The sequence below is a fragment of the Cuniculiplasma divulgatum genome (genome assembly GCA_031200235.1).
Lineage (GTDB): Archaea > Thermoplasmatota > Thermoplasmata > Thermoplasmatales > Thermoplasmataceae > UBA509.
The window spans coordinates 979,012-993,492 of record CP133595.1; the positions used below are offsets into that span (position 1 = coordinate 979,012).

General features: G+C 49.1%; 13 protein-coding genes. 5 read left to right on the forward strand and 8 right to left on the reverse strand.

Features of this window, described 5'->3' with window-relative positions:
* Positions 1-21 precede the first annotated feature (21 nt).
* Positions 22-741 carry an alanyl-tRNA editing protein gene (locus RE469_05280; protein ID WMT45610.1) on the forward strand — a complete coding sequence of 240 codons (720 nt, stop codon included), beginning with the start codon at positions 22-24 and terminating at the stop codon, positions 739-741.
* Between the two features lie 100 nt (positions 742-841).
* Positions 842-1,807 carry a Gfo/Idh/MocA family oxidoreductase gene (locus RE469_05285; protein WMT45611.1) on the forward strand — a complete coding sequence of 322 codons (966 nt, stop codon included), beginning with the start codon at positions 842-844 and terminating at the stop codon, positions 1,805-1,807.
* Between the two features lie 5 nt (positions 1,808-1,812).
* Here the strand turns inward: RE469_05285 and RE469_05290 are convergent, their stop codons facing one another.
* Positions 1,813-3,285 (reverse strand): MFS transporter, encoded by a 1,473-nt coding sequence (locus RE469_05290; protein WMT45612.1) that lies wholly within the window; start codon positions 3,283-3,285, stop codon positions 1,813-1,815.
* Positions 3,286-3,453: 168 nt separating this feature from the next.
* On the opposite strand from RE469_05290, the gene RE469_05295 reads away from it, so the two are divergent.
* Complete coding sequence (locus tag RE469_05295; GenBank protein WMT45613.1) at positions 3,454-3,987, forward strand: cob(I)yrinic acid a,c-diamide adenosyltransferase; 534 nt, start codon at positions 3,454-3,456, stop codon at positions 3,985-3,987.
* 2 nt (positions 3,988-3,989) lie between these two features.
* Here RE469_05295 and lipB read toward each other — a convergent pair whose 3' ends face one another.
* From lipB to RE469_05330, 7 genes are all read right to left on the reverse strand, one after another.
* Positions 3,990-4,676, reverse strand: coding sequence for a lipoyl(octanoyl) transferase LipB (lipB, locus tag RE469_05300; GenBank protein WMT45614.1), 687 nt, complete (start codon positions 4,674-4,676; stop codon positions 3,990-3,992).
* On the reverse strand, positions 4,642-5,961 hold the full coding sequence (gene lpdA / locus RE469_05305) for a dihydrolipoyl dehydrogenase (protein ID WMT45615.1): 1,320 nt from the start codon (positions 5,959-5,961) through the stop codon (positions 4,642-4,644). Before lpdA ends, lipB begins: the two co-directional genes overlap by 35 nt.
* A 4-nt stretch (positions 5,962-5,965) precedes the next feature.
* Complete coding sequence (locus RE469_05310; GenBank protein ID WMT45616.1) at positions 5,966-7,177, reverse strand: dihydrolipoamide acetyltransferase family protein; 1,212 nt, start codon at positions 7,175-7,177, stop codon at positions 5,966-5,968.
* Between the two features lie 5 nt (positions 7,178-7,182).
* A complete protein-coding gene (locus RE469_05315; GenBank protein ID WMT45640.1) occupies positions 7,183-8,142 on the reverse strand; it encodes an alpha-ketoacid dehydrogenase subunit beta in 960 nt (319 codons plus the stop codon).
* A gap of 5 nt (positions 8,143-8,147) precedes the next feature.
* On the reverse strand, positions 8,148-9,161 hold the full coding sequence (locus tag RE469_05320; protein WMT45617.1) for a thiamine pyrophosphate-dependent dehydrogenase E1 component subunit alpha: 1,014 nt from the start codon (positions 9,159-9,161) through the stop codon (positions 8,148-8,150).
* Positions 9,154-10,011 carry a lipoyl synthase gene (gene lipA, locus RE469_05325; protein ID WMT45618.1) on the reverse strand — a complete coding sequence of 286 codons (858 nt, stop codon included), beginning with the start codon at positions 10,009-10,011 and terminating at the stop codon, positions 9,154-9,156. The genes RE469_05320 and lipA overlap by 8 nt, the downstream gene beginning before the upstream one ends.
* Positions 10,012-10,188: 177 nt before the next feature.
* The gene (locus RE469_05330) at positions 10,189-10,698 is read right to left on the reverse strand and encodes a hypothetical protein (GenBank protein ID WMT45619.1); all 510 of its coding nucleotides are present in this window, start codon (positions 10,696-10,698) and stop codon (positions 10,189-10,191) included.
* A gap of 93 nt (positions 10,699-10,791) precedes the next feature.
* On the opposite strand from RE469_05330, the gene RE469_05335 reads away from it, so the two are divergent.
* The gene (locus tag RE469_05335) at positions 10,792-12,771 is read left to right on the forward strand and encodes a heterodisulfide reductase-related iron-sulfur binding cluster (protein WMT45620.1); all 1,980 of its coding nucleotides are present in this window, start codon (positions 10,792-10,794) and stop codon (positions 12,769-12,771) included.
* 130 nt (positions 12,772-12,901) lie between these two features.
* The gene (locus tag RE469_05340; GenBank protein WMT45621.1) at positions 12,902-14,350 is read left to right on the forward strand and encodes an MFS transporter; all 1,449 of its coding nucleotides are present in this window, start codon (positions 12,902-12,904) and stop codon (positions 14,348-14,350) included.
* The last annotated feature ends 131 nt before the right edge of the window (positions 14,351-14,481 follow it).

Genomic DNA, 14,481 nt, shown 5'->3' on the forward strand with positions numbered 1-14,481 from the left:
GGATGAAGCATTAATGTCCCGATGACAGACAAGTTGTACTGGAAAGACATGAACCTCAGGGAATTTGATGCCCGTGTGGAATCGGTTGATGGAAATGAAATCATCCTTGACAGGACTGCATTTTATGCTGCCGGAGGTGGACAGCCATGTGACACAGGATTTCTGAAGAATGAAGGAGGGCAGTACAGGGTTACGGGCGTCAGGAAGGCTGGCGACCACGTGATTCATGTCGTGGAATCTGCAGACGGGCTATCAGCCGGAATGGCAGTTCATGGCATCATAGACTGGGACAGGAGGTATTCCCATATGAGGTATCACTCTGCCATACACGTCCTGGATGGCATAGTGACAACCAGGCATGGGGATCAGGGGCTGCTCACGGGAGGGCAGATATATCAGGACAGGGCGCGGATTGATCTGGACATGCAGGATTTCAGCAGGGAGGTCGTTGAGAAGATACTGGATGAATGCAACAGCTTCATAAAGGAAGGCCACCGGATTTATCAGGAGGAGGTTCCCGGAGAGGAGGCCAGGAAGATGGAGAATCTTGCCAGAACACTTCCCGGAAGGGAACTGATCAACTCACTTGATACGGTCAGGCTGATTGTCATAGAAGGGCTGGACATGCAGGCCGACGGCGGAACACACGTATCCAACACCACGGAAATAGGAAAACTTGTTCTAAATCGCATAGAAAGCAAGGGAAAGCGCAACAAGAGAGTGGAATTCCACCTGGAGTGAATCGGACCGCTCCTGATCAAATCTTAAATTTTTGAATTTTGGAATTGCCCCCCACCCATAAATAATGCATGTTTAAGTAAGGACTAAGGCATGATCCCCCATGGAAATAGTTGTTGTGGGATGCAGGGGATTCGGAAAGGTTCATTTAAGATCAATCAGGGGAGCGGACATCGGAATAGTGGAACGTGACCCAAAAATAAGAAAGGAGATTGAGGAACAATTTCAGGTGGCACATTCCTATGAAACCTATGAACAGGCCCTGGAGTCCGGAGCAGAGATCATAGATCTGGCGGTTCCGCACAATCTTCACAGGGACATGGCAATTGCGGCCATGAAGAAAGGCAGGCATGTGACCCTGGAGAAGCCCATTTCAACATCACTTGATGAATCACGGGAAATGATTGATTTCTCCAGGAAGGCCGGCGTGAAGTTCATGGTGCTTGAGCAGTATTATTTCGATCCCTCCGTACAGGAAGCAATGCGCGTCATCAGGGCTGGAAAGATCGGGAAAGTCCATACAATAATTGTGAGAGATCAGAGAGTATACCAGAAGGAAGGCTGGAGGGCTGTGAAAAACACCATGGGTGGGGGTGCCCTCATAGACGGCGGTATACACTATGTTGATACAATGCTTAACCTGGGCGGTCCCTACCATTCAGTTACTGCCAGGTCTGTACATGGCGGTTCATCGCTGCAGGGTGAGGACAACACCGTTGCCATGTTCTCCTTCAGCAGCGGATCAACAGGCATACTGTATTATTCGTGGGCATACAGGAATCCTCCTGAGGTACCGGGACTGGAAATAATTGGATCGGAGGGGTCAATTTATGAGGATCCTGAAACGAGGTCGCATGAGGATTTCAAGGTACCATCCAGGACAACGGCTTACGGTGACCTGGTGATGAACGGGAAGAGAATGGATATCCCGAAATATGACGTGTTTCAGAAAGAATTTGATGGTTTCCTGAAATCAGTTGAAAGTGGAACAGATGTTCCATTTGATCCGGAACTGGCTCACCGGGACCTGTCTGCAGTTCTTGATATATACAGGCAGTCCGCCACCTGAAGGCTTCACAGCTTGGAGCCCGGGTTAAGGGATGATGATGGAGGCTTAATTGCCAGGGAGGTCTCTTCTAGGCTCCTGTTCTTGGTCTCCTTTATTGTCAGAAGCGTGAGCACAGTGCCCGTGATGGCAATAAGAGTAAGGGCGCCAAGAACTGTGGGGAGGCCGTATAATGCCTCTATGACGGGTATCATAAAGGTGAATATCCCGGCCCCCAGTTTGCCGGAGGATGCCGATATTCCGTGGCCTGTTGTTCTGAATTCGGTGGGGAACAGCTCAGTTGGAATCAGGAAGGTTGTGGAATTCGGGCCCATGTTGCCAAAGAGATAGGATAGCCCGTAAAGGGCAACGAACAGTATCAGGTCCCTGCTTATTGTGGTGAATTTGAGTGCGAATATGAAGTATACCACTGCCATTGCCGTGAACCCAATCCACTGCAGCTTCTTTCTACCCGCCTTGTCAACAAGCCCCACTGCGAGCCAGTAACCCGGCACTGCAAAAAGCCCTGCCAGAAGGGCGTTTCCAACCGCAATATTGAATATTGTAGCCTTAAGGTTGCCGGCAACCGCACCATATCCAATTTCGCTCAATATCTGGCCGCTGTTGATTGGTGTGCCATAAAATGCCATGTCGAAAAGGAACCAGGAACCAGCGGTCCCAAGCAGTATGACCCAGTAGTTCCTCAGAAACTGCGATGGTGACATTTTCCTTGCTTTCACTCTTTCTGCACTTACAGACACCTTCTTTCCTGTGGCAGCCTGCACAGCCGCAGCAGCTCCTGCCCTGTCGCCCATCTCTATGGAGTATCTGGGACTCTCCTTTATCCTCCTTCTGAGGTATATCACGGAAGCCGCAGGAACCGCGCCAAAACCAAGCATCACCCTCCATGCATAGTCAAGGGGCAGGAAATGTATGGAAACAAGCCCTATGAGGCTTCCAAAAAGCAGGCCAAATCCCTGCATGGAAAATACGGATAACACCATCTTTCCCCTGTTCCTGACACTGGAATATTCGCTCATAATGGTGGAGCTCACAGGATAATCCCCGCCCACCCCTATTCCCAGTATGAATCTGGAAATCATGAGCATGGGTATGTTTATTGAAAATGCGGAAACTATGGCAAAAACAAGCAGTATGGTCATTTCCAGGCCGTAAATGTATCGCCTTCCCTTGAGATCAGCGATCCTTCCGAAGACAATGGCGCCAACGAAAGCACCGAACAGGGCCATGGCCCCAATCATTCCCGTTTCAACCGATGCAGCACCAAGCGGCCCTATGTAGCTGGTGCCGAATATGTTGTTGGAATTTGTTATGCCAAAGACAGCAACTATGATTGGAATGGCAGTGGATGTGACGAACAGATCATAGGCATCGGAGAAGAAGCCCATACCTGCAGTGAAAATTGTCTTGACATGGAATTTCCCGGTCTTTGCCTGGTCAAGTGCTCTCAGCAGATCGCCGTCGTCATTGGACTTCGCCATCACTTGTCATTTCCTCATTACGGCATTCCGTATGAGCCTCTCATAGATATTTTATGTAGAGCTATATAGAAAATTTGGACCTACCCACAATATATATTCTAATATAGATAGTCGGGGCCCTTGAGCATATGCGGGCAAACTTTATGCGGGGAATGACCATGAGCCAGCATGTTCACAAGGCGGGGAGACACGGGAGAAACTGATACCGGCCTCAGGGAAAGAGTCAGCAAGGGATCAGCCCTTGTGAACGTTGAGGGAACACTTGATGAAACAATCGCTTTCATAGGGAACGCCCTTGCACTGACACTCTGGGATGATGTCAGGAATGACCTGAGGCAGATGCAGGATGATCTTTTCACGCTTGGCGAACACATAACAACATCCGGGAAAGGAAGGAAGATAGTTCCGGAAAGGACAGTGTGGCTGGAGGAAAGGGTCAAGGTTTACAGGTCCGAAATCGGGAAAATCCGGCTTTTTGTGGTGCCAGACGGTTCGCAGCAGGCCACATCGCTTCACATGGCAAGGACTGTCTCAAGGCGCCTTGAAAGATACGCCGTATCTGTCACAAGGGAACTTCAGCTTGAAACGCCAATCCTGACTTATCTCAACAGGATCTCATCCCTGCTGTTCATGCTTGCCATTGTCTCAAACAAGAGGCAGGGCATAGAGGAACGCATATGGAGCATTCACAGGGAATCATGAGGTCAGTCAGTTGGTTCCTGGGAAATATTGCGGCCTTGCATGGAGGGCAGTTCATCCTGTCCAATAGCGTGGAATGGCCCGAATCTCAATGAAAAGTTTTCCGTGATAGTTTTGATGAGGTCGCTCCTGGGTATGCCAGCGTATCCCATGACATCAGGATTCAGCCCGCAAGGGCGGATCCTCTCAAATCCGCTGATTGCTTCTGGAGCAAGGTTGATGGCTATTCCGTGATATGAAATTCCGTGATCAATTGCCATTCCTATTGATGCCACCTTCTTGCTCTCGCCCTCAACCTGAATCCATATGCCCGGCTCATCACCCACGGCTGCAGGGTATCCGTATGCCTTCAGGGAATCCATCATTATATCCTCTATCTGATGCACAAAGCCCCTGACATCTATGCGGTCTCCGGAAGCTATCCTGAGAATCGGGTATATGACAAGCTGGCCAGGGCCATGATATGTGACGTCCCCTCCACGGTCCGTCTTAATTACCTCAACCATGGGATAATTGTTGGGGTCTGCTTTCCTTCCAATGGTGTAAACAGGATAATGTTCAAGGAAAAGAAGAACTCCGGGGATCTGGCCTGATCGCACCTGGCCCACAAGGAATCTCTGGAGGTCCAGGCAGGCGGAGTAATCAATCCTGCCAAGATCAACTGCGAGGTTTGAAGTGCAGGGGTAGTCCATAAATGCCCTCCGCCATTTCCTTCACACCCTCTGATACAGTTGGGTGCGGGTGTATGGTGAGACCTATGTCCATTGCATTCAGTCCTGACTCAATGGCAAGTGAAAGTTCCGATATGAGCTCGGAGGAGTGCGGAGCCACAATTCCTGCTCCCCTGACGTTGTTCCTCTCATCTGTGTATATCCGGAATGTTCCAATTGTGTTGTTCATGGAAAGCGATCTTCCATTGGCCGCTGCAGGGAAAAAGGAAAGCTTGCCAGACAGTTCACCTGTGTAAGAAACTTCAGGGTCGGAGTATATGACGTATGGCATTGCCCTGTATTCAACCCTGCTGTCTATTCCACATATGTTGTCTGCAGCAATCTCCGCATCATAATATGCCTTGTGTGCAAGCATTGGCTGGCCCGAGACGTCTCCAATTGCATAGACACCGGGAACGCTTGTCTGCTTCCTGTCGTTGGTCCTGATGTATCCATGATCCATCTCCACTCCAATATTTTCAAGTCCGAAGCCCTGTGTGTTTGGCTTTCTTCCCACTGTGAGCAGCACATTATCTGCGGTAATTGTTTCTCCTCCCTCAATTTTGACAGTGTAGTTGTCGGCTTTCTCCACAGATTCTACCTTTGTTGACGTGCGTACTGTGACCTTCAGCTCTCTCAGCCGGCGCTCCACAGGTTTCACAAGCTCCCTGTCCACTCCTGGCAGTATTCCCTTCATCATCTCTATTATTGTCACAGACGTGCCAAGCTTGGCAAAAGCTGTGCCAAGTTCAACACCTATGTATCCTCCGCCAATAATCACAAGGTTTGCAGGAACCTTTTTCACGTCAAGGATTTCCCTGTTGTAGTAAACATCCTTCATGGACGGGAATTTGACCGGCACTGAACCGGTTGCAATTATGAGGTTGCTTCCAGTAAAATCCCTGGAGTTGACAGTTATGGTGTTTCGATCCTTTATGAAAGCCTCTCCCTTCTCAATCTGCACACCGTATGACCTGCAGAGAGTTTCAACACCCCCGGTCAGGCGTCCTATCATTCCCCATTTCCATTTCTGCCACTCCTCCATATCAATGCTGATGTCGGATTTCACTCCGGGCATATCATGGAGGTAACCCACAGAATGGGCCAGTTCTATGAAGGTCTTGGATGGTATGCACCCGTAGTTGAGGCATTCGCCGCCTATACGGTCCTTCTCCACCAGCAGAACCTTCTTGTTCCTCTGCCCAAGGCGTATTGCAGCGGCATATCCTCCCGGGCCGGATCCTATTATTATGACGTCAAAATCCATGCATTCACCTTACCAGGAAATACTCTGGCTTCTCAAGGATTTGCTTCACCCTAACCAGGAACCTTGTTGCCATTGCGCCGTCTATAAGCCTGTGATCGCATGACAGTGAAAGATAGGTCTTCATCCGCTCCTCCCCATCTTCCTTAACTTTTCTGATCCTGTGTACACCCAGAATCGCCACCTCAGGGAAATTGATGATGGGTGTCGACATCAGCCCGCCGATCGTGCCCACATTAGTGACAGTGAATGTTGAATCCTGAACCTCTGAGAGCTTGAGATCGCTTGTTCTGGCCCTGGAAGCAAGATCCGCAATCTCACTGGCTATTTTCAGCAGGCTCTTTGTGTCGGCATTCTTGACAACCGCAACCGTAAGGCCGTTTGGGGTATCCACCGCCATGCCGATATTGTAGGATTTTCTCAGGGTATAGTTCCTGGAAGTCTCGTTGTATATGGCATTAAGGTAGGGGTATTCCTTCAGGGCGACGGTGCATGCTTTCACAAAGAATGATGTGTATGTGACCTTTGTATCCATGGAGGCAAGATCAGATATCATTGTGGAGATGCGTGTCATATCCACCTCCTCAACAACGGTGAAATGCGGTATGATCTGCTTGGACTTGGTCATGTTTTCAAATATGATCCGCCTCAGACCCCTGGGTTCAAGAATTTCATCCTGAGGGTTCTCCAGCACCGGTTCACGTACCTGTTGCACCTGGGCTGGCTCCTTCTTCACCTGGGTCACGGGCTCAACAACCTTTTCTGCACCTCTTTCAATGTGCTTTTCCAGATCATCAAGAGTTATACGGCCGTTCTGAGCACTGCCGGACAGGCCTGACAGATCTATGCCCTTCTCCCTGGCTATTCTCCTGACCGCAGGAGAAGCAAGCACCCTGCCTCCTGCTGGCTGGGCTGCGGCAGCCGGGGGGGCCTCAACTGGTGTTGCTGTTTCCCGTGCCACTGGCTTTTCCTCAGGGGCGGTTTCTCCACTATCTATTACTATCATTTCAGATCCAACGGTAACAACCTGCCCCTCCTGGAAGAGGATTTTCTTCACCGTTCCCTCAACCGGGGAGGGTATCTTTACCGTGACCTTGTCCGTCATAACTTCCACCATGTCCTGTTCCCTGGAAACATGATCGCCTTCCTTAACGTGCCATTTTACAATCTCGCCCTCTGACACGCCTTCTCCTATGTCCGGTAACTTGAAACTGTACATTTTCATCACCTGAATTTCAGAAGCCTGTCAACGGCATCCATTATCCTCTTCTCATTCGGAAGATAATGATCCTCAAGCCTGTATGGAAACGGTGTGTCCGGTCCGGTTACCCTGAGTATTGGAGCATAGAGGTATTCAATCATCCTTTCAGATATCATTGCGGAAATCTCAGCACCCATTCCCAGCGTCCTTGGAGCCTCATGCACAATCATCACCCTGCCTGTTTTCTTCACGGATGCAGAGATGGCATCAATATCCAGCGGGCTGAGAGTCATCAGGTCAATAACATCGGCATCCACCTTGTTCTTTTCAACTGCTGCTGCCACCGTGGGTACCATTGAACCATATGTGATGATGGTGATGGAATCCCCTTCCCTAACCTTCCGTGCTTTTCCTATCTGCACCTTGTAGTCCTGGTCAGGAACATCCATCTTCTGGAACCTGTAGAGTTTCTTGGGTTCAAGGAAGATCACCGGATCGCCAAGGTCAAGAGAGGCTGAAAGTAGCCCCTTTGCATCATAGGGATTTGAGGGTGTCACAACAGTGAGACCTGCAGTGTGCACGAAGTATGATTCCCCGCTCTGGGAATGATACAGTCCACCGCGTATTCCTCCTCCATAGGGAGTCCTGAGGACAAGAGGAACAGTGATTTTTCCTGCAGTCCTGTACCTCATCTTTGCCATCTGGTTGATGATCTGATCCATTGCTGTGTATATGAAGTCCTGGAACTGGATCTCAGGGACGGGCTTGAGCCCGTAGACAGCCATTCCAATGGCCATTCCAACTATCCCAAGTTCTGTAAGGGGGGTATCTATCACCCTCTGCTGCCCGTACTTGCTCTGAAGGCCGTCCGTGACCCTGAACACACCCCCGTCTTTTCCGATGTCCTCACCCAGCAGGATTATGGAATCATCTGCAGCCATCTTCATGTCAAGTGTGCTGTTTATTGCCTGTACCATGTTCATTGTGCTCAAAGGATCTCACCCTTTTCCTCTTTTATTATCCATGTCTCATCCTTGTATACGTCCTGGAACATCGTTTCAGGATCTGGTGCCGGTATCTTCTCCTGCTGATCAAACTTCTCGTTGACAATCCTGACAGATTCACTTTTCACCTTTTCCACGAGCTGATCGTTGATCAATCCCATGGCCTTCATGGCATTCTGAGTAACCACTATGGGATCGCGATCGGATCCATCCTGAACTATATCGCTCTCATACTTCGTTGGATCGTCAGATGTGGAGTGCGGTCCCATCCTGAAGCATCTGGCCTCAAGAAGCGCCGGGCCTTTCCCGGACCTCACATGATCCACAGCCTGCTGTGCAACCTTGTACATTTCAACCATGTTGTTGCCGTCTGCCTTGAAGCCTGCCATTCCATAGGCTTCAGCCTTTTTCCATATCTCCGTTTTTGTCTGTTTCTCAACGGGAAGTGAAATTGCAAGGCCGTTGTTTTCGCAGAAGAACAGAACGGGGAGGTTGAAGACTGCAGCCATGTTCATGGCAGAGTGAAAATCTGGTGTGGAGGAGGAGCCGTCGCCGAAGCTCGCAACCACTATTCCCGGCTCATGGCGGTAGACCTTGGCAAACGCCGTACCCACAGCAAGGGGCAGGTTGGTTGCAACAGGGCTGGGAACAGACATGAAGTTGTAATCCCTGGCAACCAGGTGGCTTGGCATCTGCCGGCCCTTTGCAAGATCATCCCTGTTTCCGAATACCTGATTCAGTATTATTTCAAGGGGAACGCCACGATGCAGCATCATTGGCACGTCCCTGTAATACTCATAGAGCAGGTCATCCTTGGATAGCGCCATGGAGAGCCCTATCTGCGCAGCCTCCTGGCCCATGGTGGGAGTATAGAAGCCCACCCTTCCCTGCCTCTGTGCTGTTATAATCTTCTTGTCAAGGGTCCTGGAAAGAATCATTGCCCCAAAACCCCTGATGTGCTTTTCCTTCTCTACCTGTTCATTAATTACTTCAGTCATTTTTCAACCTCCTTTTTGCCCATGCCTCCGCAGCCCTGTAGGATGTCCTCACAAGGGGACCGGAAGCCACGAATGAGAATCCCATGGAATAGGCCATCTTCTCAAATTTGCTGAACCTCTCCACAGGGGAATACTCCACAACCTCAAGCTGCATCCTGGATGGACGCAGGTACTGCCCAATCGTTACGATGTCCACACCTGCTGACCTGAGATCCTCCAGGGTCTCTGCAACCTCATCATCCTGCTCGCCAAGTCCCAGCATTATGGACGATTTAGTCAGCATTTCCGGATTAACTGCCTTCACAAACCTCAGAAGTTCAAGAGACTGATCATAGCCGGCTCTTGGATCCCTGACCCCTGGCGTAAGCCTTCTTACAGTCTCCACGTTGTGTGCAAGAACCGATGGCTCAGCATCTATTATCATACGAATTAGATCTTTTTCCCCACGGAAATCAGGAATGAGAACTTCCACATGTGGGATTTCCTGCTTCACCCTGCTGATCACACTGGAAAAGTGGTGCGCTCCCTGGTCCGGGAGATCGTCCCTGTCGACCGATGTGATGACAACATAGCTGAGTTCCATAAGTTTTGCGGCCTGCGCAACTTTTTCAGGCTCATCCGGATCAAGGGGCTGCATCCTTCCGTGGGTTACAGAACAGAATCTGCATCCTCGAGAGCAGTTGCTGCCCATTATCATAAACGTGGCCGTGCCAGATCCCCAGCATTCTGCCACATTTGGACACCTGGCCTCTTCACATACAGTATGAAGAGTACGTGCATGGATAGTTTCCCTCAGCCTGACATAATTCTCACCTGAGGGTATGTTAACCTTGACGTATTCCGGTCTCACAGTTCAATATGCAAATATTATATTCATAGCTATCGTTCTGAAAATACTGAAATTGACCATAAATGTATCACAATGTTTTTATAGAGGCCATGGAAACAGTTTTTTTCGCATTCTTCCAGTCCTTTCCAGGCATGATAAAATTCCAGGAAACAGTGTGAACATCATATCCTGCCAACATCAGGGGCCAACAACAAGCGTCACCACAAGATTTCCAACGAAGTTGGCGGAGGGTGTTGAAACAGTGAATGAAAGTGTTGCGGTAGAGCCTGGTTTCAGAAGAATGGGGAGATTGGATGATGATTTTATCATGAATCCAGACGTATCAGAGGATATTGAGAGAACAGAGCTGGGTGAAGTGCCCCTGTCACGGAGGGTTATGGTAAATGTATGATCCGTGCCGCCGGATATTGTATGGACATTCTCCTGAATATACTGGACAGACGGCCCAAGATTTCCGGAACCTGCTGTGTATTGCATATTAACCTGAAGCCACATCACATTCACGGTATCCCCGGTGCTCATGTGTGAAAATGCGAAGTATCCCGAAACAATGATAATAACAGCAATGGCAACATAGGTCATCCTTTTTCTGTTGGTCTTCAGTTCCGGAGAGTACTGGGATTCAATGGGCTGCATGCTGATGAGTGATCGCAGATTCAATAAATAAGCCTGATCACTCAGAATCATCTCACCATCCCTGATGACCGAATTCGTCAGGAACGTAAGGAAGAATGCTGTCTGCAAACAACTTATATATGTAACCCGTGATAACCAGAACTGATGGCAGTTCCCATTACCAGCCCAACGCTGGCTTTCATAGGAAACACCGAATTGATCATCGATTACGTTCTTTCATTCACAATAGTCCCATTCGTCCTGTACTGGTGGTACCGGTCATACAGCAGAATGGGCATAACATTCAGGAAGATGGTTGATTATGGCTGGCACAACGGCCCGCGAATGATAAAGCAGATTCTCGGCTACGGTTTCTTCCACCGGAAAAACCTCAAGAACAGGTATGCGGGAATCATGCACTTCCTGATTTCGTGGGGCATTCTGATACTCTTCATTGCCACGTCACTCATATTCCTCTCCCATGATCTGCTGAAGCCCACCATTCACCAGGGAATTCTCGTTGGGGACTTCTACCTCAATTTCGAGGTATGGGCCGATCTGGGCGGCGTAATGCTGGTTGCCGGAGTCATAATGGCATATGCCAGGCGCCTGCACAAGAAGGTGAAGCTGGACACAAAGAATGAAGACTATATCCTTCTCACTGCGCTGCTCATAATGGCACTGGAGGGGTTCTTCCTTGGGGCGCTGAAGATATATCTCTTCAGGCAGTCATTCGACGTTTACAGGTTTGTGGAGTGGCCCATGAGCTACCTCTTTGGAACCATGAGCGCCACCACGGGAATTGAACTGTACCGGATAATGTGGATGGTTCATGTCATAACAGGATTCCTGCTGGCGGCTTACCTTCCATTCTCCAAGCTGTCCCATATGGCACTTGCAATGGTCATGATTGGCGAGAAGAAGATCAGGAACAGGGGCGAACTTCCAACCCCATTCATTCTGGCAGACGCACTGGAGACTGGCAATTTCGATTTCAAGGTTGGAACAAAGAACATCAGTGATCTCACCTCGTTCCAGAAGATAGATGCACTTGCATGCACAGACTGCGGGAGATGTGAGAGGGCCTGCCCGGCAGTAATGGCCGGCACCGATCTGAGCCCAAGGGCAGTGGTTCAGAATATCAAGAAGAACGTCTATGGAGACGGGGAACTTACCCAGATGGTCCTTACGGAAAACGCCGCCTGGGCCTGCACCACATGCCAGGCCTGTGTTGAGGAGTGCCCCGTTCTCATTGAACCGTTTTCCTTCATAATGGATGTGAGGAAGAATCTCGTAATGGAGAACAGGTTCAGCAAACAGACAGGGACCTATTTCAACAATCTTACAAATACCCAGAATCCCTTCGGAAACAGCCCTTCTGACAGGGATGCAATGCTGGAAGTTGCCCCGAAATTCCAGGAAGGGACGGAATACCTGTACTGGGTTGGCTGCATGGGCGCCTTTGATCCGCGGGACAACAAGACAGCAAGAACCATAATTTCATTACTTAAGAAAGCCGGTGTGAATTTCGGAATACTGGGCTCCGAGGAGAAGTGTGTGGGTGAAACAGCACGCAGAATGGGTGAAGAGGGAAGATACCAGGAACTGGTAATGCAGAACGTGGAAACGCTTAATGGCCATGGCGTGAAGAAAATCATAACTGCATGCCCCCATTGCTACAACACATTCAAGAATGAATATCCAAAGTTTGGATTGAATGCGGAAGTTGTTCACCACAGTAAGTTTCTTGCGGATCTGGTTGAGGAAGGAAAACTCAATGTTAAGAAGACCACGGAGACGGTAACGCTTCATGATCCCTGTTATCTTGGGCGGGTAAACAATGAGTATGACAACACCAGATTCATCCTGAATTCGGCATCCGATCTCAGGGAAATGGAAAAATCCAGGGAAAACAGCATGTGTTGCGGTGCAGGTGGCGGCAATTACTGGTACAAGGTTGAGAGCCAGGATTCCATCAGCCAGATAAGGATGAAGCAGGCCCTGGAGACAGGTGCAAACAAGCTGGCTGTGGCATGTCCTTTCTGCATGCCCATGATGGAAGACGCCTCAAGGACACTGAACGCCAGTGACAAAATACAGATAAAGGATATTGCAGAAATTATTCAAGAGAATCTCGTGGAATAATCCATGGGCGGATTATTCCCATCTCAAAATAAATCTAATATATAGTATATGTCATAGCTATATAGCTATAGACCTGACAATATATTATTTGCATCACGCTTATTCCCGGCTTTGAAATTTATCTTCTGGTATGACTACCGAAACAAAACCGGACTTGATAGAGTCCATAAATGACACAAAAACCAGTGGTTTCCATTACAAGACCTGGCTTGTGTCCGGGCTTGGCTTCTTCACAGACGCTTACGACCTGTTCATAATAGGGGTGGTAACCAGCATATTTGTGCTATCTGGATGGAGCAAGTTCACGACACTGCAGTCATCACTGCTGGATTCCACAGCTCTGCTATCGGCAGTTATTGGTGCTATGATATTCGGAAGGCTGCTTGACAAGCTTGGCAGAAAAGCAGTATATGGTATTGAACTCATAATACTTGTAATAGGTGCTCTTGGAAGCGCATTCCTGACGCCAACAAACGGGGTTAACATACTCATAATATGGAGGTTCATCCTGGGTATTGGAATAGGCGGAGATTATGCAACAAGCTCAACCATAATGGCAGAATACTCCAATACTGCCCACAGGGGAAAGCTTGTGGGAATGGTGTTTTCAATGCAGTCCCTTGGTCTACTTGCAGGGCCGCTTGTATCACTTGGCCTGATATATTCCGGCATGAGCCTTACACTTGTGTGGAAGCTTCTCCTGGCATTCGGTGCAATCCCGGCGCTCATAGTGGTGTATTACAGGAGGAAAATGCCTGAAACACCCAGATACCTTCTCAGGGTCAGGGGAGATGCGCAGGGAGCCGCTAAGAACTGGCAGAAATATACGGGAATAGCGGCTTCGGCAGATGCGGAAACTGAGACAGTAAAAGAATCATGGACGCAGATACTGAAGCAGAGGAAGTTTATCCTCACATTGCTGGGGACAGCGGGAACATGGTTCCTCATGGACTGGGCACTCTATGGTAACTCCATCATGTCCAGCTCAATGCTTGGCGTACTTGTGCCTGCATCAGTGACAGGGCTTCATCACCTCATAAGGACAACGGAATATTCAGCAATGGTATTCGGCTTTGCAGCCCTGCCAGGATACTGGCTTGCAACGTTCACCATAGACAGGATTGGAAGGAAGACCATACAGTCCATAGGATTTGCCGCAATGGCAGTTTCCTTCGGAATACTTGGCATATTCCACCAGCTGCTTTCAGCTTCATATATTGTGGAGTTCCTGACAGTGTACGGCCTGAGTTACTTCTTCATAGAATTCGGGCCAAATGTGACAACCTTCATATATCCACCAGAAGTGTTCCCAACCAAGGTGAGGGGCTTCGGTGCAGGAGCTTCGGCTGCCGGAGGAAAGACAGGGGCTTTCATTGGAACCTTCCTGAATGCCATAATACTGGCATCATCAATAGGTGAATCTGGGCTCTTCCTGATACTGGCATTTCTCGCAGTGATAGGTCTGGTGTTCACACTGGTACTTCTGCCGGAACCCAAGATGCAGGACCTGGATCAGATCTCAGGGGAGAATGCCCTTCTGGCAGGGACTCCTGTTAAGACTGGCATGAAGCAGCACTGAAATCATTTTCACCTGACAAAATTTTTTCCACTTTTATTCTCATTCCAAATTTTATGGGACATCAAAATTTTTCTGGGCCAAAATTATTTTACAACTGGGAAAAGAGAGCGTCAATGAACTGCTTCAAAAAG